The organism is Portibacter lacus (genome assembly GCF_021533215.1).
Classification (GTDB): domain Bacteria; phylum Bacteroidota; class Bacteroidia; order Chitinophagales; family Saprospiraceae; genus Portibacter; species Portibacter lacus.
In genome coordinates, this window is the sequence record NZ_JAJNKA010000006.1 from 311065 (window position 1) to 333536 (window position 22472).

At 35.9% G+C, this 22472-nt stretch carries 18 protein-coding genes; 11 read left to right on the forward strand and 7 right to left on the reverse strand.

The window, feature by feature from the left end; genetic code table 11:
* Positions 1-30: 30 nt before the first annotated feature.
* Positions 31-708, reverse strand: coding sequence for a tetratricopeptide repeat protein (locus L2586_RS12540; protein WP_235293249.1), 678 nt, complete (start codon positions 706-708; stop codon positions 31-33).
* 301 nt (positions 709-1009) lie between these two features.
* A complete protein-coding gene (locus L2586_RS12545; protein WP_235293250.1) occupies positions 1010-3430 on the reverse strand; it encodes a TonB-dependent receptor domain-containing protein in 2421 nt (806 codons plus the stop codon).
* A gap of 606 nt (positions 3431-4036) precedes the next feature.
* Between L2586_RS12545 and L2586_RS12550 the strand changes: the two genes are divergently transcribed.
* Entirely contained in the window at positions 4037-4348 is a 312-nt protein-coding gene (locus L2586_RS12550; protein WP_235293251.1) for an isoamylase early set domain-containing protein, read from the forward strand.
* Between the two features lie 71 nt (positions 4349-4419).
* Here the strand turns inward: L2586_RS12550 and L2586_RS12555 are convergent, their stop codons facing one another.
* Positions 4420-4785 carry an SET domain-containing protein-lysine N-methyltransferase gene (locus L2586_RS12555; RefSeq protein ID WP_235293252.1) on the reverse strand — a complete coding sequence of 122 codons (366 nt, stop codon included), beginning with the start codon at positions 4783-4785 and terminating at the stop codon, positions 4420-4422.
* Between the two features lie 145 nt (positions 4786-4930).
* Between L2586_RS12555 and L2586_RS12560 the strand changes: the two genes are divergently transcribed.
* Both L2586_RS12560 and L2586_RS12565 read left to right on the forward strand, forming a co-directional pair.
* Entirely contained in the window at positions 4931-5617 is a 687-nt protein-coding gene (locus L2586_RS12560) for a YcjF family protein (protein ID WP_235293253.1), read from the forward strand.
* 14 nt (positions 5618-5631) lie between these two features.
* Positions 5632-6297 carry a cell division ATP-binding protein FtsE gene (locus L2586_RS12565; protein ID WP_235293254.1) on the forward strand — a complete coding sequence of 222 codons (666 nt, stop codon included), beginning with the start codon at positions 5632-5634 and terminating at the stop codon, positions 6295-6297.
* A 12-nt stretch (positions 6298-6309) separates the two neighbouring features.
* Here L2586_RS12565 and L2586_RS12570 read toward each other — a convergent pair whose 3' ends face one another.
* A complete protein-coding gene (locus L2586_RS12570) occupies positions 6310-8322 on the reverse strand; it encodes a thioredoxin domain-containing protein (RefSeq protein ID WP_235293255.1) in 2013 nt (670 codons plus the stop codon).
* A 169-nt stretch (positions 8323-8491) separates the two neighbouring features.
* On the opposite strand from L2586_RS12570, the gene L2586_RS12575 reads away from it, so the two are divergent.
* From L2586_RS12575 to L2586_RS12585, 3 genes are all read left to right on the forward strand, one after another.
* A complete protein-coding gene (locus L2586_RS12575) occupies positions 8492-8962 on the forward strand; it encodes a ribonuclease H-like YkuK family protein (protein ID WP_235293256.1) in 471 nt (156 codons plus the stop codon).
* Positions 8963-9460, forward strand: coding sequence for an asparaginase domain-containing protein (locus L2586_RS12580; protein ID WP_348535539.1), 498 nt, complete (start codon positions 8963-8965; stop codon positions 9458-9460). It abuts the gene before it with no gap.
* Positions 9461-9676: 216 nt separating this feature from the next.
* A complete protein-coding gene (locus L2586_RS12585; protein WP_235293258.1) occupies positions 9677-11200 on the forward strand; it encodes an OmpA family protein in 1524 nt (507 codons plus the stop codon).
* 255 nt (positions 11201-11455) lie between these two features.
* On the opposite strand, the gene L2586_RS12590 is transcribed toward L2586_RS12585, so the two are convergent.
* A complete protein-coding gene (locus L2586_RS12590; RefSeq protein WP_235293259.1) occupies positions 11456-11827 on the reverse strand; it encodes a hypothetical protein in 372 nt (123 codons plus the stop codon).
* A 108-nt stretch (positions 11828-11935) separates the two neighbouring features.
* On the opposite strand from L2586_RS12590, the gene L2586_RS12595 reads away from it, so the two are divergent.
* From L2586_RS12595 to L2586_RS12610, 4 genes are all read left to right on the forward strand, one after another.
* Entirely contained in the window at positions 11936-12415 is a 480-nt protein-coding gene (locus tag L2586_RS12595; protein ID WP_235293260.1) for a TRAP transporter small permease subunit, read from the forward strand.
* Positions 12403-13695: a TRAP transporter large permease gene (locus L2586_RS12600; protein ID WP_262914152.1), complete on the forward strand. Its 1293-nt coding sequence runs from the start codon at positions 12403-12405 to the stop codon at positions 13693-13695. The genes L2586_RS12595 and L2586_RS12600 overlap by 13 nt, the downstream gene beginning before the upstream one ends.
* A gap of 751 nt (positions 13696-14446) precedes the next feature.
* Complete coding sequence (locus L2586_RS12605; RefSeq protein WP_235293262.1) at positions 14447-17386, forward strand: SusC/RagA family TonB-linked outer membrane protein; 2940 nt, start codon at positions 14447-14449, stop codon at positions 17384-17386.
* 11 nt (positions 17387-17397) lie between these two features.
* Positions 17398-19074 carry a RagB/SusD family nutrient uptake outer membrane protein gene (locus L2586_RS12610; RefSeq protein WP_235293263.1) on the forward strand — a complete coding sequence of 559 codons (1677 nt, stop codon included), beginning with the start codon at positions 17398-17400 and terminating at the stop codon, positions 19072-19074.
* Between the two features lie 564 nt (positions 19075-19638).
* Here the strand turns inward: L2586_RS12610 and L2586_RS12615 are convergent.
* A complete protein-coding gene (locus tag L2586_RS12615; RefSeq protein WP_235293264.1) occupies positions 19639-20748 on the reverse strand; it encodes a TRAP transporter substrate-binding protein in 1110 nt (369 codons plus the stop codon).
* Positions 20749-20823: 75 nt separating this feature from the next.
* Between L2586_RS12615 and L2586_RS12620 the strand changes: the two genes are divergently transcribed.
* Positions 20824-21288: a nucleoside triphosphate pyrophosphohydrolase family protein gene (locus L2586_RS12620; protein ID WP_235293265.1), complete on the forward strand. Its 465-nt coding sequence runs from the start codon at positions 20824-20826 to the stop codon at positions 21286-21288.
* 7 nt (positions 21289-21295) lie between these two features.
* Here the strand turns inward: L2586_RS12620 and L2586_RS12625 are convergent, their stop codons facing one another.
* Entirely contained in the window at positions 21296-22471 is a 1176-nt protein-coding gene (locus L2586_RS12625; protein WP_235293266.1) for a trans-sulfuration enzyme family protein, read from the reverse strand.
* Position 22472: the final 1 nt, after the last annotated feature.

Genomic DNA, 22472 nt, shown 5'->3' on the forward strand with positions numbered 1-22472 from the left:
TTTTTATTTAAGCGTTGGAAGCTTTTATCTTTAATCTACAACAAACCTTTTCGCTTCGTTGCTCCAATCAGTTGTTGGAAACTTTTCAGTTATCTGTTTGTATAGCTTTGCAGCTTGATCTGCTTTGCCTTCATATTCATAAAGCATAGCTAATTTTTTCATGTAATATGGTGCTACTGAACTTACATCTGATGCTTCTGCAGCTTTCTTATATGATGCTTCAGCATTCGCCATATCCTTTAATTCAGAATAGGCATCACCTAATGCACCAAATTTTGTAGCTTTAGTTAAATCAGTTGGAGCATTAAAAGATTTCAACATCTTCACTGCATCCTCATATCTTCCGATATTTAAGTAGCATATTCCAGCATAATATTTAGCTGTATTCGCTTGGTTAGTTCCTCCGTAGCTTTCCATGATATCAAGAAATCCTTCACTTCCTTGTCCTGGATTTTCCAGTGCTAGTGCAAATGAATCTCTACTAAATTGATACTCCGCCATGTACATTGCACTTTGTGCTGCTTTCTGTCTTGGAGCTTTATAAAATATTTGATATGCTAGATAGGCACCTATTAATATAGCTACTGCAACTGCAACGCCAATAATTGTTTTTTGATGCTTATCATAAAAACTTACCGCTTGATCTCTTACATCAACAATATCTACTAACGTTTCTTCTTGTTCCTTCTTAGATTTTCTTCTAGCCATTTACTTTGCTTGTTTGAAATAAAGCGCAAAAATAACTAAAGTTTCAAATAAAACTAGTATTCTGATAAAGCTTTTATTAATTTCTGAGGATTAATGAGTTATCCTATTGCAAATCAATGAATTATACTTTTTGTAAATATGTAAGTTCTTATATAAAAGACCCTTAGAATTTTAGTTTTAATTCTTGACCGAAAGTGTGCTAATAGATAGGGTTTGCGCAAGAAGAATACAAAAAAAGAAAGCTGATTGAAATCTTCTCAGATCTCAGCCAGCTTCTACTTTTTAACTTTATAAAAATTTCTTAGTTATCATTACTAATCCGTGAAGATTCGTCCTCTGTAGCAGTAGTTCTTCTCCGAGCTCCTTTTACTTTTTCACTTCCAAAGTTATACTTAAAACTAGCTTTTACTCTTCTTGAATCTCTCATCTGATCAATATTTAAGATAATATCATCTTGTCTAATCTGAACTTTATTTTGTCGAGTATAGAAAATGTCATCAAGTCCAATTTTTATGCTTCCTTTTCCTTTAAGAACATCTTTAGAAAATCCCATATCTATGCCGTACTGCGGTGAGATTTCAAATAATCCATAAGTTAATCCAGACTGATAATTTGCATTTAACTCCATTGTGATATCAAGTGGAAGGTTAAACTCATTTCCTAGGTAAATGTTATAGCCTAGACTCTGATTATTCAATGTTCCAGATGGAATGACTGATTTAAATCCATTGTAAAAGCTGGTTAAATTAATTCTAGTCATTCCAAATTCTTTCCAAGGAATTCCGGATGAAACCGTCAGACTTCCTGAATTATAATTATCTAAATTGACATTAGTCTGGAAAGTCTGGCTTAGTTCGCTATTCTGTTCTATGACTTCTGTTATGGCATCTTTCGTATAACTATAATTAGCAGAAACAAATAGGAATCCTCCATATCCATAGTTGACTCCTATTGCATCAGAGTATTGTGGATTAAGAAAAGGATTCCCTTTCTCAAAAGTATAGTCATCTAAGTATTCTACAAATGGGTTCAATGCCTGGTAATTAGGTCTGTTTAGTCTTTTAGAATAACTATAGCTTAGATCGTGCTTTTCACCTAATTTATGAGATAAGCTTACACTAGGAAATAAATCGGTGTATGTTCTAGGAACACTTTGATCTAAGGTTATAGAATTTCCATTGCTATTTGTATGTTCCATTCTTAAGCCTGCTTGAACATTGACTTTGCCGAAAGATTTTGCAATATTCGCATAAGCTGCAATTACACTTTCATCATATATGAAATTATTCGTTCGGTCTACTTGATTGACCCATTCTTGGTTTTCAAATGCACTGAATTTTGTATCATTGTCTGTACGAACCATACTGTACTTTGCTCCTAATTCTAGCTGATATTCCTTAGCAAGTGTTTTCGTGAAATCCAATCTAGAGGCGAAAATTGAAATGTCTGTTCTTTGATCATTTTTCAACGAATATTGATCTCTTACAGAGTTTCCTGCATCATTCAGGTAATTATTAATATAAATATTATCACTTCCACCATCGTATTGTGAGTAATCAACATCAAAAGTGACTTTGGTGCCTTTATCATCGAAATTATGAGCGACATTGAAATTAAATGAGTTTTGTCCTCGATAACTATCTTGGTCTGTGTCTACCATAAGTGATGAAAAGTCTGGCGCATTACCTCCACTTATAGAAGTCATATTATCATTGGTCCATAAACTGCCACCATTATTTAACTTGTATAGAACTCCTAATGTGGTATTATCGGTGAGGTAGTAATCCATACCCAACTTAACATTTGTGCTGATTCCGCTAAAATTCATATTTGATACCTGATCGAAGGTAGTAGATTTGCCTTCATATGGAATTTCTCTTACTAAGTGGATGTCTTGAAATCCAGACCAGTCGTAAAAGGAGCCTGAGCCATAGATATTCATTTTAGCTGATCGATAATTTAAGTCTAATCCTCCGTTGTAGGTAAATTTTTGTCCTTGTCTTGCTCCGACATTTACTGAACCATTATAACCATAGTTCTCATTTTTTCTCATCACGATATTGATAATTCCAGAATTCCCTTCTGCATCGTACTTAGCTGATGGGTTAGTGATGATTTCTATGTTTTTAATATTATCTGCCGGCATGGATTCTAGCAATCGGGAAAGTTCATCACCAGACATGTATTGATTTTTTCCATTGATCATGACTAAGACGCCTTGCTTTCCTCGAAGACTGATATTATTATCTTTATCAACAGTTACTCCTGGAGATTTCTGAAGGACTTCTAAAGCGGAATTTCCAGAGTTAATCGAGCTGTTCTCTACATTCACTACGATCCGATCTGCCTTCATTTCGATGAAGGGCTTCTTCGCGGTCACCATTACTTCTGAAAGTGCGACACCTTCCGTAAGCGTTAGAGAAGCTACAGTAACCACAGGTGCATTAACCTTAATAATCGGTGAGTATGCGTCATTAAAACCAATAAGAGATGTGGAAACTAAGTAATCGCCATAAGCTACTTTTTCAAATTCATAATTCCCATCGAAGTTAGAAACGACTCCTTTTATTAAAGACGAGTCTGCTGGATTTAACAATAACACATTGGCGAATTCTTGTGCTTTATTTTCGCTATCTACAATCGAACCTTTTATCGTTGCTTGTTGTGCATTTACTTGTAGTGATATTAAAATCGAGAAAAGTAGTAAGAAGTAATTTTTCATTTTATTTATTTGTTATTCAATTTCATTTCACAGACGAAAAAGAATTATTAAAGGTTGCACCAGGTAATCTTTTATACGACGAAATAGAGCATTGTATCGATAAAAGAATTAATAACAAGGGAAATACAGGAAATCGGATAGACATTGGTGAATTAATGATGAGAAATCTCAGCTTTGAGATTTTTCCGAATGTACTCTAAGGTGAGAAATTTATGCAGTTGGAAATATTCTTTGATTATGGTTTAGATAATTCTTTTTTTGATTAGAATCGATAAAGAAATCAAATTTTAACTTTGAGTTAAGTATAAGATTATCAATGAATTTTGTGAAAATATGCGGAAAATTGCTTGAGGCTTCAAATAATTATGAAAAAATATTTGGTTTTAACATAACATTTATTAAGTAAATCTATCAGCTAAAATTGATATTAAATAGCGTTAATTGCAGTTATGCCCATATAAATTTTGGGTAGCTAAATGCAATGAAATATTTAATTTTTCACGACATAACGTGCTGATTTTCTAGATACTACAATTTTTAAAATTATTGCACGTTAACAGTTTCTAATTGCTTATTTTTGCATTAAATATAAAAAAATCAAAAACTATGTCTTTAACAAAATCTTACGTCAAATCTAAAAAAACTTATAAAGTTACTTTCGAAATTCCAAAAGAATGGGTTAATGGAGCGAAGGAAGTAAGAGTACTTGGTGACTTCAACAATTGGGATTGGGAAAAAGCTCCTGTACTTAAAAATAACAAAGGAATACTTAAGTCTAGACAAGAGCTTAAAGAAGGTAAAAAGTATGAATACAGATATTTAGCAGATAACCAAGTATGGTTAAATGATGAAAAAGCAGATGATTATGTTGCTTCAGAATACGCTGATGCACAAAATTGTGTTTTAGATTTAAGCTAATACTAAGTATAATCTATACTTTGAAGAAAAAATAAAAAGTCGATGCCTTAGGTTTCGACTTTTTTTTAGGCCTAGAACCAAAGTTCGTGGTCTCTTACACCACCAGTATAATCAATAAGTACTTCATCTCCTGGTTCTATATCTTTTATCGCTTGAATCACAATTTCATGTTCATCTAGGTCGAAGATAATTTCAGCATTAGGATCTTTGTTATGATTGTATAAGGAACCATATCCTAATGCAATAGCGATTCCGCCAGCCGGCCATACAAAGTAATAATCGTGAAGTGTGCTTTTGTGAATACGATCTTTTTCAGTTTCAGGGATAAGAATTACAGGGCAACTTTCTATTATATCATCTTTATATATAGGCTCAGCAGTGTACATGCCTCGTCCTTTAGTGTCATGCGCGATATAAAGTCCAGGAATATGTCTCAATATGGATTAATTTTGTTCTTTAATCTATAATATTAATAAATTCGTCTTTAAGTACGTTCATTAGAAACTAAATTATAGGAATTTCAATTTATAATCATGAAATAACATTAATAAAATGATTAAATACATTTATAAAAAAATGATTATGTCCGAAAATAAAGGAAATAAAGAGAAAGCTGATACGATTATTAGAAACCATATGATATGGGCAATGGGTGCAGGATTAATTCCAGTTCCGATTGCTGATTTCTTTGCTGTTTCCGCAATTCAATTGGATATGGTTAGACAAATTGCAAAGCTGCATGATATTGATTTTTCTGAAACGGCAGGAAAAGCTTCGATTACTGCTTTAACAGGAAGTGGACTTGCGAGACTAGGAGCTCGTGCGGTTAAGTTTATACCAGGTGTCGGTAGTATTATCGGAGGAATTACAATGGCAGTTCTGTCTGGAGCATCTACTTATGCATTGGGAGAAGTGTTCAAGAAACACTTTGAGACGGGAGGAACATTTCTTGATTTCGATCCAGGAAGATTGAAAAAGTTCTATGATGAGAAGTTTGAGAAGGGGAAAGAAATTGCGAAAGAAATAAAGAAAGAGCAAGAAGAGGAAGCAAGTACTACAAAAACCCAGACAGTTGTGGTAAGTTCAGAAGAGTTCGTGGAAGAAGTTTCTACTGCGCCTAAAGCTACAAAAGCACCTAAGGAAGCCCCTTCAGAAACACCTAAAGATCCTTTGTCTCAGTTGCAAGCGGTAGCTAAGATGATGGAAGATGGTTTTCTGACAGAAGAGGAATTCCTAATCATGAAGGGGAAAATTCTAAACGAAGAGTAAAATAATCGGACTGAATGTCGGAACTTAAAGAACTCCTAAGTTTTCAGAAAATTGATGTCTTAAGAGGAGAAACAACGATACTTCGTGATGTAACGCTAAATCTGCATAACGCTGAATTGGTTTTCATTCTCGGAGCATCAGGTAGTGGAAAATCAAGTTTCCTAAAATCCGTTTATGGCGCTCTTGAAATTCAAGGGAACTATAGTCGGGTTTTAGGTTACGACTTAACAAGTATTAAGCGTTCAGAATTACAATTTCTTAGACGTAAACTGGGATTGGTTTTTCAAGATTTTAAAATTTTTGAGAAGTTGACGGTTTTTGAGAATTTGAATTATTTTCTGAGATCCATTAATATAAAAAATGAAGAGGCCATTCGTGTAATTCTAGATAAAGTAGGCCTCGGACATAAAACGGATAAGAGGGGTTTCGAGCTCTCGGGTGGGGAGAAGCAAAGGTTAGCAGTTGCTAGAGCTCTTGTTCATAAACCTCAGATAATTCTAGCGGATGAACCCACAGGGAATCTCAACAAAACCATGGGAATCGAAATTTTTAAGTTGCTTAGAGATCTAGCAATAGATCAAGGCTCATCTATTATTGCAGCAACACATGATGAAGCACTAACGTCTATTTTTTCTGCAAAGGTTTTCCTGTGCGAAAACCAAAGATTCACTAGAATATAGAAGATTTTCTTTCTAATCTAAAAGCTTCATCGCTGATACGGCATCCTGAACTGGGATCTTGCAAGATTTATTTACACATACATAGATGAAGTCTTCTCCTTCTTGTAATTTATCTTCTAGTAATTGCAAGCTCCCTTCCGTTGTTCCACCTAAGTAAAGTGCATTCGGATGAAAATGGGACATCATTTCTTTGCTGATCTGATCACTTTCGGGACCAAGAATTGCAACTTCGTATGGCTCATAGACCATGCTGAAAAATAAATTGCACCAGTTAGAGTAGAAATTGGGCTGCGAAGCTTGTTCTATGCTCAACTTCATATTGGTCAACATCTGTTCCGATATCTCTAAGTATTCTTTATTATAAAGTAGAAGTCCTAGGTTATGAAAATTATTAGCCATCACAGAATTAGAGCCTGGAATAACCCCATCCATTAACTCGGCTTTATTCGCAATTAAAGGAGGGTCGAGATCTGAGGTGTAATTAAGCATATTGCTAGTCTCATTAAGAAAATGCTTCTTCGCATAGCTTGTAATCTTATCAGCCTTAGTTAGATATTGTTCATCAAAAGTGATTTCATATAGATGAATAAGCCCTTTTATCACGAAGGCATAATCATCCAAAAATGCATTAATCGTCGACGTGCCGTTTTTATAATTTCGATCTAACCGTTCTCCGTCTTTAAGCAAATTCTTTTCAATGAAATTCCATATGGAAATTGCTTCCTCCCGATACGTCTCATCACCAAAGGCCTTGTAAGCATCAATATATCCATTAAGCAAAAGCGCATTCCATGAACATAATATTTTATCATCTAGTCCTGGATAAACTCTATTCCTTCGTTCATTAAGAATGAGTTGCTTCCAATTTTCTTTCTTCTTCAGAAATTCTGCGGATTCTTTTTTACGTTCCGGATCTAGAAATAAGATGTTATGCTCCTCCCAATTACCTTCATCCGATATATTAAAATAATCAGCAAATTCTTCAAATTCTTCTGCGGGAATGATGCTTGCGAATTCCTCCTTTTTCCAAATATAGAATTTCCCCTCTTCACCTTCACTGTCGGCATCGTATGATGAATAATAACCGCCAGAAGAATCCAGCCAATTTTCCTTCATGAAACTTAAGGTTTCTTTGACTACTCGTGCATAATTGTCATCCGAGGTAAATTGGTATGCCTTCGAATAAAGAGAAACCAACTGAGCATTATCATATAACATTTTCTCGAAATGAGGTACTTTCCATATATTATCTACGGTATATCTAGAAAAACCACCTTCGATTTGATCATAAATACCGCCACTCATCATTCTATCAAGTGTAAGAGTAACTGCTTCTAGCGCCTTAGTTTCTGGATATTTATAAGCGTATTTTAATAGGAATTCATAGTGATTCGGAAGAGGAAATTTTTGACTCCCTTCTTTCCCTCCATTTACAAAATCAACATTGTTCAGGAAACGATCACCTATACTTTTTAATTCTTCTTCTTGAAAGGTAACATCCTCTTTTACATCTATGATTTGGTCAACAGATTGAATTCCAGAGACCAGTTTTTCTGCTGATTCTACTAATCTGTCGTAATCATTGTTTTTATGAGTTATAAATTGATTTAGAATTTTGATCCATTGGTCTTTTGGAAAATAAGTACCTGCCCAGATCGGTCGGCCATCGGGTAGGGCAATCGCATTCAGAGGCCAGCCACCACTCCCATTGATTAAATTACAAGCCGTCATATACACATCATCGACGTCAGGTCTTTCTTCTCGGTCTACTTTTATTGGAATAAAGTGAGTATTCATCAATTCTGCAACCGTGGTGTCTTCGAATGATTCGTGTTCCATGACGTGGCACCAGTGGCAGGAAGAATATCCAATACTTATGATCAATAATTTGTTCTCTTTCTTGGCCAGTTCTAGGGTTTCATTATTCCAGGCATTCCAGTTAACGGGATTATGTGCATGCTGAAGCAAGTATGGGGAAGTTTCGTTAATTAGATTATTTGTGAATTGATGACTTTCCTCATTCATGGGTTTAGATGATTTACATTGACATAAAAAACAACACATTATCAAAAAGTAAGAGAATCTTAAGATCATAATTCTAATCGTTAGCATACAAAATTAGCCTTTTAATTTAAAATACAATTAATACACAAATGTGAATACGATTAAGTAAATTTAGGCAGAAGATTATTTAATGATTTGGAAAACACTAAAAGGCGCCATACTAGATAATGACATTGTTAAGGTTGTAGATGACACGCTTAGACGAGAGAAAGAGTTAGGATATCACACTCGAATATGCATCGGCACAGACTCTCAAGTTACTTCTGGGGTTACAGAATTCGCCACTGTCATTGTATTTGTCCGAAGACGCCAAGGCGGATTTATGTACATTCATAAAGAAAAGACAGCCCAGCCATTTGGATTAAAAGAGAGAATGATTTCAGAAGTTAGTAAATCTGTTCAAATTGCATATCTTCTTCAACCAACACTTGAAAAACACCATGTGAAATTAGAAGTCCATGCTGATATCAATTCAGATCCTGGTTTCAAGTCACATGCCGCATTTAATGAAGCGATGGGATATATTAAGGGGATGGGGTTCGAATTCAAAGCAAAACCAGATGCATTCGCCTCGTCCTATTGTGCTGATAAAGTTATATAGATGAAAGAAAAGTTACAATTGTTTATTACCGGGGGAACATTCGATAAAGAGTACAATTACATCACAGGTAAGTTATATTTTAAGAACACCCACCTTGATGATATGTTGGAACGTGGCAGGTGTACCTTAGATTATCAGATCAAGACGCTGATGATGGTAGATAGTCTCGAGATGACAGATAAGGACCGCGCGTATATCCTAGAGGAGTGTATTGCTTCGAGTGCTAATCGGATTTTGCTAACTCATGGTACAGATACGATGGTGAAGACAGCTCATTATTTAGCGGAGCATGGCTTAGAAGGCAAAACAGTTGTGATTACGGGAGCGATGATTCCATACGCTTTTGGTGGTTCTTCAGATGGTTTCTTTAATCTAGGAAGTACGCTTGCTTTTTGTCAAGTACTGCCGCCGGGGATTTATATCAGTATGAACGGCAAATATTTTGACTACGATAAAGTAGAGAAAAATTACGAAACAGGTTACTTCGTCTCTAAATAGTATTTCTCATAGCCGACATCCCTATCATTTAATTTAGAATTTATTATAAGTGTTCTCACGCGCGACACTTCGTAAGTTGGTAATTCCATAATTAAGCGGCTATAAACCATATTTTAATATATTATATATAATGACAATTTAATTTACATATATAATATTTTTCTAATAAATAATTTTAACTTTGTTAAGCATACAACTTAAGGTATATACTATATTATGAGAAAATTGATTTTTTGCGTGCTTTTGTGCACTTTATTTAACAGTATAAATATTCAAGCACAAACAGCTGACAATCCAAATGCACTATCTTTTCGTGCAGTATTCATGGATTACCAATCCCAGAACGGCGGGAGTTTTGGAGATTTTAAAAGTTACAATAACGGATTTGAATTTGCCTATTCACGATATTTGGCTAATAAAATAAACTTAAGTATACCTTTGAAAATTGGTTCTGTTCAGAGTCATGAGAATATCACTTCATTGAGAAAAAGAATAATTGGCCTTGATGCCACAATCCATTACGATTTCTTAGACGACGACAAAAAAATCATTCCTTATGGATTAGGAGGTATCGGTTTTGTAAGCGAAACAGAAGGGAGCGCTAATATTCAGATCCCTCTTGGATTAGGAGTTAAATTCAAAATCAACGAAAGAGCATTTTTTAGCTGGCAGTCTGAATATAGATTAGCATTAGCTGAAGATAGAAATAACTTACATCACGGTATCGGATTCACATATGTATTAGGCCAAGGAGGAATTAAAAAAGCACCTGGCAAGACGATGCTTAAGGACGATGCAGATGGAGATGGAATTATTGATGACGTAGATCTTTGTCCTCAGATAGCAGGACCTAAGGAATTACAAGGTTGTCCGGATTCAGATAGTGATGGAATTGCTGACTTCGAAGATGCATGTCCGCTTTTAGCTGGACCGAAATCACTGAGAGGTTGTCCGGATTCTGATGGTGACGGCGTTTCTGATAACGATGATGATTGTCCTAATATGGCAGGAACGGTTGCTAATAACGGTTGCCCTGAAACAGATACGGATAATGATGGTGTTCCAGATAATGCAGATAAATGCCCTAACATTGCAGGTTCTCCTGTAAATAATGGTTGTCCTATCGTGGATGCAGATAATGATGGTGTTCCGGATGATGTAGATAAATGCCCGAATGCTGCAGGACCAGCAAATTCTGATGGATGTCCTGATGTAGATAATGATGGAATTCCAGATTACTTGGATAAGTGTCCTAATAAAGCGGGAATAAATGCTTACGGCGGTTGTCCTGATACAGATAACGATGGAATAGATGACAGCAGAGATAGATGTCCAGAATCTGCTGGACCAGTTTCTAACAATGGTTGTCCTGAGATTTCACAAGCGGATCAAGATGTTCTAGATCTTGCGATGAGAGCAGTACAGTTCGATACAGGAAAAGCAACATTGAAATCTGAATCATTTACGATTCTTTCTCAGATTGCTGGAATAATGAACAGGTACCCATCTTACAACTTATCGATCAGTGGTCACACAGATAATGTAGGTGGAGCAGCAACGAACCAAGCACTTTCTGAAAGAAGAGCTAAATCTTGTTATGATTACTTAATCACTCAAGGAGTATCTTCTTCGAGAATGAATTTTGCTGGATTTGGAGAATCTAGACCTATCGCAGATAATAATACATTAAGAGGAAAAACATTAAACAGAAGAGTTGAGTTTAATTTGATTCCTAGATAATAATATAATCGAAGAAATAAGGAAGGCTGGCTAGAAATAGGCAGCCTTTTTTTTATGTCAATTTTAGAGCGGAGGTAAGATTGGGGATTAATTGATTACATCTAAGAGAAGGGTAGGTTGAGGGCTAAGAGTGTAGTTTTAGAGGTAGTAAGTTTGCTGTCCTTGTATCGGTCAATATTAACTTATGAGCATTAAAAAAGGCCTTTACTTATAAAAAGTAAAAGCCTTCTAACAATTATTTTCTGAAGGAGATTATTACATCTTCCTTTTTTGAATCAGATAAATTAAATCCGTATTAACGGTGGTGCCACCAGATTTAGGATTATAGACGTTCAGGACTTCATAGCCGTTTTCATATAACCAATTCAATCCGTGGACTGGTGAATTAAAGATTAGAGCCTTACCTTTTTTGTCAGATACGATCCTGTTCTTTCTATCCATGAATCCAACATTTTGACCATAGTCGATAAACATTTTAACATCTGCAGAACCTACAACACTGAAAAATTCTATCTCTATGTATTGTGTAGTTTCTTGTCTTAATTCTTTTCCGTCGATGAAGAGTTGGGCACTTCCTATTTTTGCAAACGAAAGAATAGCCAACACTATTAAAATTCCATTTTTCATATTTAACTTTTTATTATAAACGAATTAAGCTATTTCAAAAATTCTATAATTTGAAATATTTAACGCAACTTAACACAATTTAGGATAGATTATTATATTTGAAATGAAATGATAAATAAAATTGGCTCCTGGATATCGCTTTTGAATATCGTTCTCGTCGTGCTGATTTGTGTAGATGTACTGCTGAGGTATTTCTTTAACAGCACCGAGAAGTGGATTATAGAATTAGAGTGGCATATTTTCGCTGCTATATTTTTAATAGGCGCATCCTACACGTTTAAGAACGATAAGCACGTTAGAGTAGACTTATTCTACCAGAATTTTTCCGTTCAGAAAAAGGCTTGGGTCAATATACTTGGAAATATATTATTTCTTATTCCATGGTGTCTAGTTGTAATATACTCCTCATATAAATATGGAATGGTTTCACTTTCATACCTAGAAGGATCTCCGGATCCTAATGGACTTCCAGCTAGATACATTATCAAATTTATTATTACTATTGGTTTCACACTTTTGCTTTTTCAAGCGATCATAGATAGTATTGAAAAAATTAAAGGCTTAAAAAGAAAAGTATGGAATGGATAGCGATTTTGTTGTTTGTACTTGTTTTTGTTTTGATTCTAGCTGGATATCCGGTAGCGTTTACCTTGGCAGGACTTTCGATTCTAGTGGGCGCTTTAACGGTTCCGGATTTCTTCATGTTGCTACCATTTCGAATTATGGGCATCATGCAAAACTATGTCCTGCTGGCAGTTCCACTGTTCGTGTTCATGGGGCTCATGCTTGAAAAATCTGGGCTCGCGGCTAATTTGCTGGAATCCATGTCCATACTATTTGGTAAGATTAATGGCGGATTAGCGATCTCTGTAATCATTGTGGGAGCCTTGCTTGCTGCGTCTACGGGAATCGTGGGAGCGACAGTTATCACCATGGGCCTGATTAGTCTGCCCACTATGCTGAAAAGAAAGTATAAACCTTCGCTTGCAACGGGCGTGATTGCGTCGTCTGGAACACTCGGGCAGATTATTCCACCTTCAGTTGTCCTGGTATTGCTAGGAAGTGTCTTGAATGTATCAGTGGGTAAACTATTTGCAGCAGCTATTATTCCAGGAATGATATTAGTCGGTGCGTACATAATCTATGTGCTAGTTGTAGCCAGACTGAGACCTGATATCGCGCCTCCCGTTCCACAAGAAGAGATCGACAAATACAAGTCAGAAGATTTTTATATCAAAACGGTTAAGGCATTTGTAATGCCTCTATTATTAATAACGGCGGTACTCGGATCTATCTTTTATGGAATCGCAAGTCCGACTGAGGCAGCGGCAGTAGGTGCCCTAGGTGCTATTATTCTAGCTTTGATTCAGCGCAAATTAACTTTTGATGTGCTGAAAGATGTAGCCCAAGAAACCACTCATCTGACCAGTATGGTTTTTATGATTCTACTCGGTGCAACTACGTTTTCTCTTGTTTTCAGAGGACTCGAAGGCGATCGCTTTTTAGTGGATTTGATTCAAGGTTCTTCGATTGGGCCAACTGGATTTCTCCTGATCGTGATGTTAGTTATTTTCATTGCAGGATTCTTCATTGATTTCATTGAAATTATTTTCATTATTGTTCCGGTAGTTACACCAGTTTTCATCGAATTAGATATGAATTTAATTTGGATCGGGATTTTAATAGCTTTGAATTTACAAACATCCTTTCTAACTCCGCCATTTGGTTTTGCGCTCTTTTATCTAAAAAGTGTAGCACCATCAGAAGTCAGCACATTGGATATATATAAAGGAGTTATACCTTTTTTGATCTTGCAAATTATTTTAGTTTTAGTGGTACTGTTGTGGCCTGGAATTCTAATGTTGTAGGACTTGTTATTATTGTTGATGATAAAGAAATGAGATAAAAATTATGGATGAGATATTTCCATTTTCAGAACACGTGCAGTAAATTTTCAATATGCAAGTATTTATTTCATTTCGCTGATTTGGCTGTTCTGAAAATGACTTTTCTTAATTTTTTTTCTTGCTAGTAGAAAATTTTATAATTTAATTAGGTATTTTAATTTGTGCTTATAATTGGCAGGCAATTACGAATTTGTGAATATATGAATCAAAAATTAAGGTAAAACTCCTCTTGCTCACTTACTTTTGAACAGGAAAGAAAGATTATTTAGAACAAAAAGTTTTTAAGCCATTGAAATCAAGTTCTAAGTATAATCAATTTACCATAAAATTATTCTATTATATAACAAATCACATTGATTTTATGCTCGAACGTAGATTTAAAATCGCATGATTGGCAAACATCAAAGTCTTTTTAGATATAATATACTGTGTATAAACTAAGAGTAGAGAGCAAATTGCGTGCAAGTTGTAATATTGCAAATGATATTTTATTATCTGTTAAATAAATGGTATTATCGATTATATGTTGTTAATAAGTTATATCTTTCATTAAGATTTCATTAACAAATGAAATCTAATTTTATAGTTGGCTTATAAATTATTATTTTTTTAATTAAAATACCTTATGGAAAAATCAAACTTTTTAAATTCGTCGGGTTTATCACCCACACGGCTTTGGCAGCTCTCACTACCTAAGATTTTGCCGTTTTTTATGCTACTTTTTTTTAGTTTACAGTCTTACGCTCAAGTGACTGGTACTGTGAAAGGTGATGATGGAATCGAACTTCCAGGTGTCGCAATTTTAATCAAAGGGACCAATGTCGGTACCACCACTGATGCTTTAGGTGTCTATTCTTTAGATGCGCCTACAAGTGCAGTATTAGTTTACTCTTACCTAGGATATGTGACTCAAGAAGTTCCGGTCGGAACTCAAACTACCATTGATGTTACCATGGTAACAGATGCTGCCGCACTAGATGAAGTTATCGTGGTGGGATATGGTACGGTTAGAAAAAGCCAATCTACTGGAGCCATTAGTACAATTAAATCCAAAGACATTACGGATTTACCTATCGAAAACACTCAACAAGCTCTTCAAGGAAGAATAGCAGGGGTTGATGTGATGCAAGCTGGTAGTAAGCCAGGCACACAACCTAGAGTCGTCATTCGAGGACGCCGATCCTTTAATGCTTCTAATGATCCTTTATATGTATTAGACGGAATACCGTTAGCAACTGGAACTGGAGACATCAACCCTAATGATGTTGCTTCTATGGAGGTTTTAAAGGATGCTTCTGCAACTGCGATTTATGGTGCAAGAGGTGCAAATGGAGTGGTTCTAATTACTTCCAAAAGAGGAACGAAAGGAAAGCCTCAAGTTTTTTATGATGCATACTATGGAGTTTCTCAAGCACATGATATTATCAAGCTTATGGACGGTCAGCAGTTTGCAGATACTAAAAGGGAGGCATATAGACAGAATGATGGAACGATTCCTGCAGATGAGGCTATCTTTACTGCGGTAGAATTAGAAAGTATTGCCTTAGGAAGAAGCACAGATTACGTCAGTGGTTTACTTAAAAATGGAAATACGCAGAGTCATCAGATAGGTTTTGCTGGAGGAAATGACCAATCACAATTTTATATGTCATTAAACTACTACAAGCAAAACGGAATTATTCCAAATCAAGATTATAATAGAAATGTATTGAGGTTAAATCTTGACCATAACATTACTAAAAACATCAAGATTGGGCTATCAAGTTTTATGAACTTTTCAGTGAGAAATGGTGAATCATTTAATCCACTTGGAGGCGCTTATAGAGAAAATCCATTAGGAAAGCCTTATGAGGATGATGGAACAACTTTGATTTTCTTACCTACCGAAGATGGTTTAAGGTCTAATCCTTTCTCTGAAATTGTGGATGGTGCCATTGTAAATAAGAGAAGGAGCAATAGAATGTTCGCTGGATTATATGCAGAGTGGAACATCCTTAGTAATTTGAAATATCGATTCAATTTTGGACCTGATTTCAGGATTGAGAAATATGATAATTTTCAAGGCACTTTTACTAATGCAAGAAGGTTAGCACCACCCGCAGCCTCTACTGGGAACTCCACGGCGTTTAATTATACTGTTGAAAATATTCTATCGTATGACAAATCATTTTTGGGTTCTCACAAATTAAATTTGACTGCTGTACAATCACTTCAAAAAGATAACTTTGAAACCAGTGCAATTTCAGTTTCAGGTGTCGCGTCAGAAACGCAGCAGTTCTATAATTTAGGAACTGCGTCGATCATAAATTCAGTAGGTTCGAATCTTTCACAATGGACGATTCTTTCATACATGGGAAGAATTAACTACAGCATTAATGACAAGTATTTATTAACTGCAACACTGAGAGGAGATGGTTCTTCGCGTTTTGGAGCAAATACTAAATGGGGATATTTCCCAGGAATCGCATTAGCTTGGAATATGGCTGAAGAGGATTTTATTAAAAGTATAGATGCCATCGACTTGATGAAATTAAGGGTTTCCTACGGTTCGATCGGAAATCAAGCCATTAGACCGTATCAAACTCAAGGTTTACTTACACAGACTGCTTACAATTTTGGAGATGCAAGTGCATTTGGATATGCTCCTAATACAATCGGAAATCCTGAACTTAAATGGGAAACATCGACCACAGCTAATGTTGGACTTGATGTAAGTTTATTTCAAGGGAGAATTTATGGATCACTAGAGTATTACATGACAAACACAAAAGATCTTTTGCTATCAAGAAATCTTCCAAGCTCGATTGGTTTCACTCAAGTAACCACAAACATAGGTAAAACTAGGAATCAAGGTTTTGAAGGAACCATCAGCACTGTTAACATCAGCAAATCTGATTTTAGCTGGAGTACAGATTTTACCTTTTTCACGAACAAGGAAGAAATCGTAGAGCTTTATGGTGGAACGGAAGATGACATAGGAAATGGGTGGTTTATCGGTGAGCCTCTTTCAGTAATTTTTGATTATGAAAAGCAAGGCATCTGGCAAAGTAATGAATCTGATTTAGCGGCTAGTTACGGCGGTGTTCCTGGAGAAATCAGAATTGTGGATCAGAATAATGATGGTGCCATCAATGCTGATGATAGAGTTATTCAAGGATCAGGAGTACCTAAGTTTTCAGGTGGAATCACTAACAGATTAAGGTATAAAAACTTTGATTTTTCTGCATTTGTATATGCTAGAATTGGTCAGAAAATCAGAAGTAATTATCACACTAGCAACAATACCTTATTTGGTAGGTATAATAATATTGTAGTAGATTACTGGACTCCAACCAATCCTACAAATGAATTTCCTAAGCCGAATCAAAATCAAGAATTTCCAAAATGGAATTCTTCTCTAAATATTTTTGATGGTTCTTTTGTGAAAGTTAGGAATATCAATTTAGGATATAATGTTAATCAATCTGCATTAGATCGTGCTGGAATTAGTAGATTAAGACTGTATTCTAGTATCCAACAACCGTTTATATTCTCATCGTTTATTTATAAATATGCGGGATCAGATCCAGAAACAGATATTGATGCGAGCTTGGACGGAAACGTTACACCAGCTGCATGGACTGCAACTTTTGGTTTAAATGTTCAATTTTAAAAAGTACAATAATGAAAAATAACAAACAAAATTTATTTCATAAAATGAGTCGCTTTAAGCCACTGATTATTCTACTTGTACTCTTGTGCGGTACACAGTCATGTGAAGATACATTGACGGAGGAAGTAATTACCGATATCGGTAACGATTACATCAATTCTCCCGTTGGTTTCGAAGATGCAGTAAAAGGTGCATATTCTTATTTACGATCATACTATGCGCAGGAAATGGGAATGACTATGACACAAATGGGAACAGATACTTATTCTCATGGTGCTGATGGAAGTTATAAGAGATATGATCTATATGCTTCTGATCTTGATGGTCGAGATAATTGGGTTAATACATTATGGAGAGAATTTTATCGTGGAATTAATACTTGTAACGCGGTAATAGGTAGAGGGCCTAATATTGAAGGTATTGATGCAGAAACTTTGAAGACAAGAATTGCAGAAGTGAAAGCATTAAGAGCTCAGTATTACTTTGTATTGGTACAACATTATGGCGGATTAGATCTACGACTGGAAGAAACGGGAGGTCCTATAACCGCGGTGACAAGATCTACGGAGGAAGAAGTGTATACTCAGATAATCAAAGATTATAATGAAGCTTTGGCTGATTTGCCAACTAGTAGCCCTTGGGGTAGGTATAATAAAATGGCCGTAGAAGCTATGTTGTGTAAAGTTCATATTACACGTGCAACTAGAAGTTTCGGTACTACAGATGACTTTGCACAAGCTGAAAAATATGGTAAAAATGTAATTAATAATTATGACAGAGCATTAGTAAGCGATTATTCAGAATTATTCGAGTTAGGAAATGACGAGAACAGTGAAGCGGTATTTGCTATACAGTTTTCATATGATTTATTAACAGCTGGAGGATATGGAAACAGATGGCACCTTTACTACTTAATGGAATATGATACACAACCAGGAATGAGTAGAGTTTTAGAAGTGGGAAGGCCATGGAAGCGATTAAAACCTACTGACTATACTTACAATACCGTTTTTGCAAATAGAGTGGACGATGCTCGTTACGAAAAGAGTTTCAGACAAGTTTTTAATGCAACTAGAAGTGGCACCTTCTCTACATCTTTAGATGATTCTAAAGCTGAAGTAACTTTTGAAGTTGGGGATACAGCTATTTTTATGCCGGGATATGAAATGTCTTTCGAAGAGAGGGCTAAGAGACCTTATCAAGTTTATACTCCTAGTATGTATCAGCTAAAGCAATTCGGAGTACTTTCTAAATTCTTAGATCCTTTAAGAGCCAGTATCAATGAAGTTCAAGGAGGACGAGATTTCAATGTTGTTAGATTAGGAGATGTTTACTTAACTGTTGCAGAAGCATTAATTAAGCAAAATAAAGCTGATGAAGCGGTTAATTTTATCAATCCTATTAGAAGAAGAGCTGCTTATCCTGGACATGAAGCAGAAATGGAAATCACTGCAGCCGATGCTACAATGGATTTCATTTATGATGAGCGAGCTCGGGAATTATTGGGAGAAGGTCACAGATGGACAGATCTTAAACGTTGGGGTAATCTAGTCGAACGTGTGAAGAAATACAATCCTACAGGAATGGACGGAATTGCTGAAAAGCACAACTACAGACCGATACCACAATCTCAGATAGATTTGGTAGATGGTGGAAATGCTAGTTTTCCACAGAATCCTGGTTACTAGAAATTAGAATAATTAAATAAAGGCACGCAAATTTACTTTGCGTGCCTTTGCTTTTTATGATGCATAGTTTTAAGGAAATGTAGGCTCAGTCAGGTTTTATTATGGGCAAAATTAATTCTGATACTCGAGAAATTGAAAACCAACTTCCAGTTGGTATAAAATCAAAAAAACCTATGAAATGCTAATACTAAGTATTAACATTTCCTTTAAATATGAATGAATGAAATTGATTTTCAATTTACTGGAAGCCTCGTAGGTTCATTAGGTGTCTTCACAAATATTTCATTAACGAACCACAAGGTTTTCATCTTGATCCCAAATAGGTATTTCTTTTTGTTATTTAATTTAATTTTCTATAAGATAATAGAAGCAAATGCTGGAAATGAATTTCCAGTGCCATTGGGATTAATGGATTTCGCTTTTAAGCAATTCTGACTCAATACAACTGAAAATAAATCTTCAGTGCCGCGCTAATGACATACTTTTCTTCATTTAAGATTGTAAAGTTGATCTTCTCAATTAGAAAATCACCAATACAAATTCCAATATCGAAAATTGTTACCGCTAAATCAGTTTATCAAAATACATTTTCTCTGAAATTTGCGACCATTGACTGACGCCTTTTCTGAATTTTAATTGATCTTCATAAACTTTCTTGCTATCCGCATCATTAGCGATAATTTCTTCTATGGCTTCTGCTGTGTATCCTTTTAACGCAGCTAGCACCTCATCTGGATAGATTTTAAACTCTACAGAGCTCTCTGCCTTGATTTTCTGGAGGTATTCATTGTTCTTCGCTACGAATTGGGAAACCATCCATATGTTAGATCTTGCTGCAGCAGTTTCTATGATTTCTTGCAAGTCTTCTGGTAAAGCATCGAATTTCTTCTTATTGATGATCAGTTCAAGACAGGCCTGTGGCTCATGCCATCCGGGTGTATAATAATACTTAGCAATTTCATGAAATCCCATCAGGTAATCGTGGTAGGGGCCGATCCATTCCGTCGCATCTATCACCCCTCTTTCTAAGTTGGTATAAATCTCACTCCCAGCGGAAACGACTGGTGTTCCTCCAGCTTTTGCCAGCACTTTTCCCCCAAGTCCTGGGATTCGCATTTTTAAGCCCTGCAGATCACTAATACTATTGATTTCTTTATTAAACCAGCCACCCATCTGAAAACCAGTATTGCCGGCTGGCATTGGAACTAAGTTGTACTGTTCATAGACTTCTCTCCATAATTTCATTCCATTCCCACCGTACATCCAAGCATTGAACTCTTGAGTGTTCATTCCGAAAGGAACGGTTGTGAAAAATTGGGATGCTGCAAATTTACCTACCCAATAATATCCTGCACCATGTCCCATTTCTACAGCCCCCATGCTTACCGCATCGAAACACTCAAGACCTGGAACCAATTCACCGCTTCCGAATGTAGTAATTTTCATTCGACCTGCAGACATTTTATAAATCCAATCAGCTAGTAAATTGCATCCTTCTCCTAGAACTGGAAAATTAGGAGGCCAAGTGGTAACCATTTTCCATTCATAGTCGGGTTTCTCTTGAAAGTTTTTGTGTTTTGATTCTTGGATGTTACCGCAAGATGCTGCCGCAAGCCCCATTGTTCCAAGGATACCTGCTGATTTTAGAAATTTCTTTCTTGTTATTTTTGACATAAATCGAATGATATTATAGGATTTAAAAGTACAATTTTGTTTTTTAGCATCTCAATGAAAAAATATTAAAATAAAATGAAAGAACCTAAGGCGTTGCAGAGTGTAGCAGAATTTCATAAAACATTTAATCTACCTATCGAAAAAGAACCGATTATTCCTGCTCCTAAGCGATGTGAGCTAAGAATCAACTTGCTTCAAGAAGAGTTAAATGAATTAAAAGAGGCGATAGAGGATAATGATCTTGTAGAAGTTGCGGATGCATTAGCTGATATTCAATATGTTCTTTCAGGTGCTATTTTAGAATTTGGTCTTGGAGAAAAGTTTGACGATATTTTTTCTGAAGTTCAGCGCTCTAATATGAGTAAAACCTGCAAAACCTTAGAAGAAGCAGAAAAGACTCAGGAGTATTACCGCGAGCATAAGGGAATGGAATCAGAAATTAAGCAGAGTAACGGTGAATTCTTAGTCTATCGGATCAATGATGGAAAAGTATTAAAGTCAGTGAATTATTCTCCGGCAGATATTAAGTCTAAGCTGTAAGCGTCTACTATTTTATTTCCTCGAGAGCCTGTTTAATATCAGAAATCAAGAAATCTGGATCTTCTAAGCCAATGTAAAATCGAACTAAATTAACGGGTACTCCGGGATTCGGTCGTTCGTCGATATCTAACTTACTACAAAACGGAAGGACTAGAGATTCATGTCCGCCCCAGGAAACAGCAAAAAGGAATGCTTTCATTGCATAACAGAAAGTTTCGATTTGCTTACGATCAGTTGTTGCTAAAAGAATTGAAAATAAGCCACCTGCGCCCGACATTTGTTTTCTTGCCAAAGCTGCTTGTGGGAATTCATCATCCCATGGATATAAAACCTTCTCCACCATTTCATGTCCCTTCAAGAAGTCAATTACTTTTTCAGAAGATGCATGAGATCGTCTTATCCTAAGATCTAAAGTTCGAATGCCTCTTAAGACCAATGCCGCTTCTGCTGGAGGCAAGATATTACCTAGAGTCATGGTCGCAAAATGGAAGATGTGATCGATGTGTTCCTTAGATCCACAGACAAAACCACACATCACATCACTGTGTCCATTAATATATTTAGTTCCAGAATGTAGAATTAAGTCGATGCCAAATTCCGCTGGGTTCTGATAAATAGGGGAGCAGTAACTATTATCTATCGCCGTAAGGATATTGTGTTTCTTAGCTAATCTGGCACAAGCTTCTAGATCCTGAAGTGCGAATGTTGCTGTATTTGGACTTTCTAATAGCAGCATCCTTGTATTAGGTTTTATAGCATTTTCTATTTCTGACATTTTCGATCCATCAACGAAATCATAAGTTATGCCGAATCTAGGAAGGACTACGGTTACTAGAATTTTCGTCCAGCCATAAGGATTTTCTACACAAATGATATGATCACCATGAGACAAAAATGCTAACACGGTAGATGCGATGGCGCCAGATCCACTAGCAAAGGCTAAGCAATCTTCCGTTTTCTCTAGCGCAGCAATTTTCTTTCTTAAGATCTCAACCGTTGGATTGTTGCCTCTGGTGTAGATATGGCTCGAACTTTCGTTAGTAATGGCTTCTTTAAATTCGGCAAAAGAATTAAACACAAAATTGCTCGACTGGATGATCGGTGGTGAAACGGCATTATAATACTTCGATCTATCTTCTCCTAAATGATTTAGAATGTAGCTTAATTCTTCGTCCTTGGCCATA

What these genes read in the sequence shown, in the direction of transcription:
- L2586_RS12540 (WP_235293249.1), bottom strand. Translation starts at nt 708, where the DNA reads ATGGCTAGAAGAAAATCTAAGAAGGAACAAGAAGAAACGTTAGTAGAT.
- L2586_RS12545 (WP_235293250.1), bottom strand. Translation starts at nt 3,430, where the DNA reads ATGAAAAATTACTTCTTACTACTTTTCTCGATTTTAATATCACTACAA.
- L2586_RS12550 (WP_235293251.1), top strand. Translation starts at nt 4,037, where the DNA reads ATGTCTTTAACAAAATCTTACGTCAAATCTAAAAAAACTTATAAAGTT.
- L2586_RS12560 (WP_235293253.1), top strand. Translation starts at nt 4,931, where the DNA reads ATGTCCGAAAATAAAGGAAATAAAGAGAAAGCTGATACGATTATTAGA.
- L2586_RS12565 (WP_235293254.1), top strand. Translation starts at nt 5,632, where the DNA reads ATGTCGGAACTTAAAGAACTCCTAAGTTTTCAGAAAATTGATGTCTTA.
- L2586_RS12570 (WP_235293255.1), bottom strand. Translation starts at nt 8,322, where the DNA reads ATGAATGAGGAAAGTCATCAATTCACAAATAATCTAATTAACGAAACT.
- L2586_RS12575 (WP_235293256.1), top strand. Translation starts at nt 8,492, where the DNA reads ATGATTTGGAAAACACTAAAAGGCGCCATACTAGATAATGACATTGTT.
- L2586_RS12580 (WP_348535539.1), top strand. Translation starts at nt 8,963, where the DNA reads ATGAAAGAAAAGTTACAATTGTTTATTACCGGGGGAACATTCGATAAA.
- L2586_RS12585 (WP_235293258.1), top strand. Translation starts at nt 9,677, where the DNA reads ATGAGAAAATTGATTTTTTGCGTGCTTTTGTGCACTTTATTTAACAGT.
- L2586_RS12590 (WP_235293259.1), bottom strand. Translation starts at nt 11,827, where the DNA reads ATGAAAAATGGAATTTTAATAGTGTTGGCTATTCTTTCGTTTGCAAAA.
- L2586_RS12595 (WP_235293260.1), top strand. Translation starts at nt 11,936, where the DNA reads ATGATAAATAAAATTGGCTCCTGGATATCGCTTTTGAATATCGTTCTC.
- L2586_RS12600 (WP_262914152.1), top strand. Translation starts at nt 12,403, where the DNA reads ATGGAATGGATAGCGATTTTGTTGTTTGTACTTGTTTTTGTTTTGATT.
- L2586_RS12605 (WP_235293262.1), top strand. Translation starts at nt 14,447, where the DNA reads ATGCTACTTTTTTTTAGTTTACAGTCTTACGCTCAAGTGACTGGTACT.
- L2586_RS12610 (WP_235293263.1), top strand. Translation starts at nt 17,398, where the DNA reads ATGAAAAATAACAAACAAAATTTATTTCATAAAATGAGTCGCTTTAAG.
- L2586_RS12615 (WP_235293264.1), bottom strand. Translation starts at nt 20,748, where the DNA reads ATGTCAAAAATAACAAGAAAGAAATTTCTAAAATCAGCAGGTATCCTT.
- L2586_RS12620 (WP_235293265.1), top strand. Translation starts at nt 20,824, where the DNA reads ATGAAAGAACCTAAGGCGTTGCAGAGTGTAGCAGAATTTCATAAAACA.
- L2586_RS12625 (WP_235293266.1), bottom strand. Translation starts at nt 22,471, where the DNA reads ATGGCCAAGGACGAAGAATTAAGCTACATTCTAAATCATTTAGGAGAA.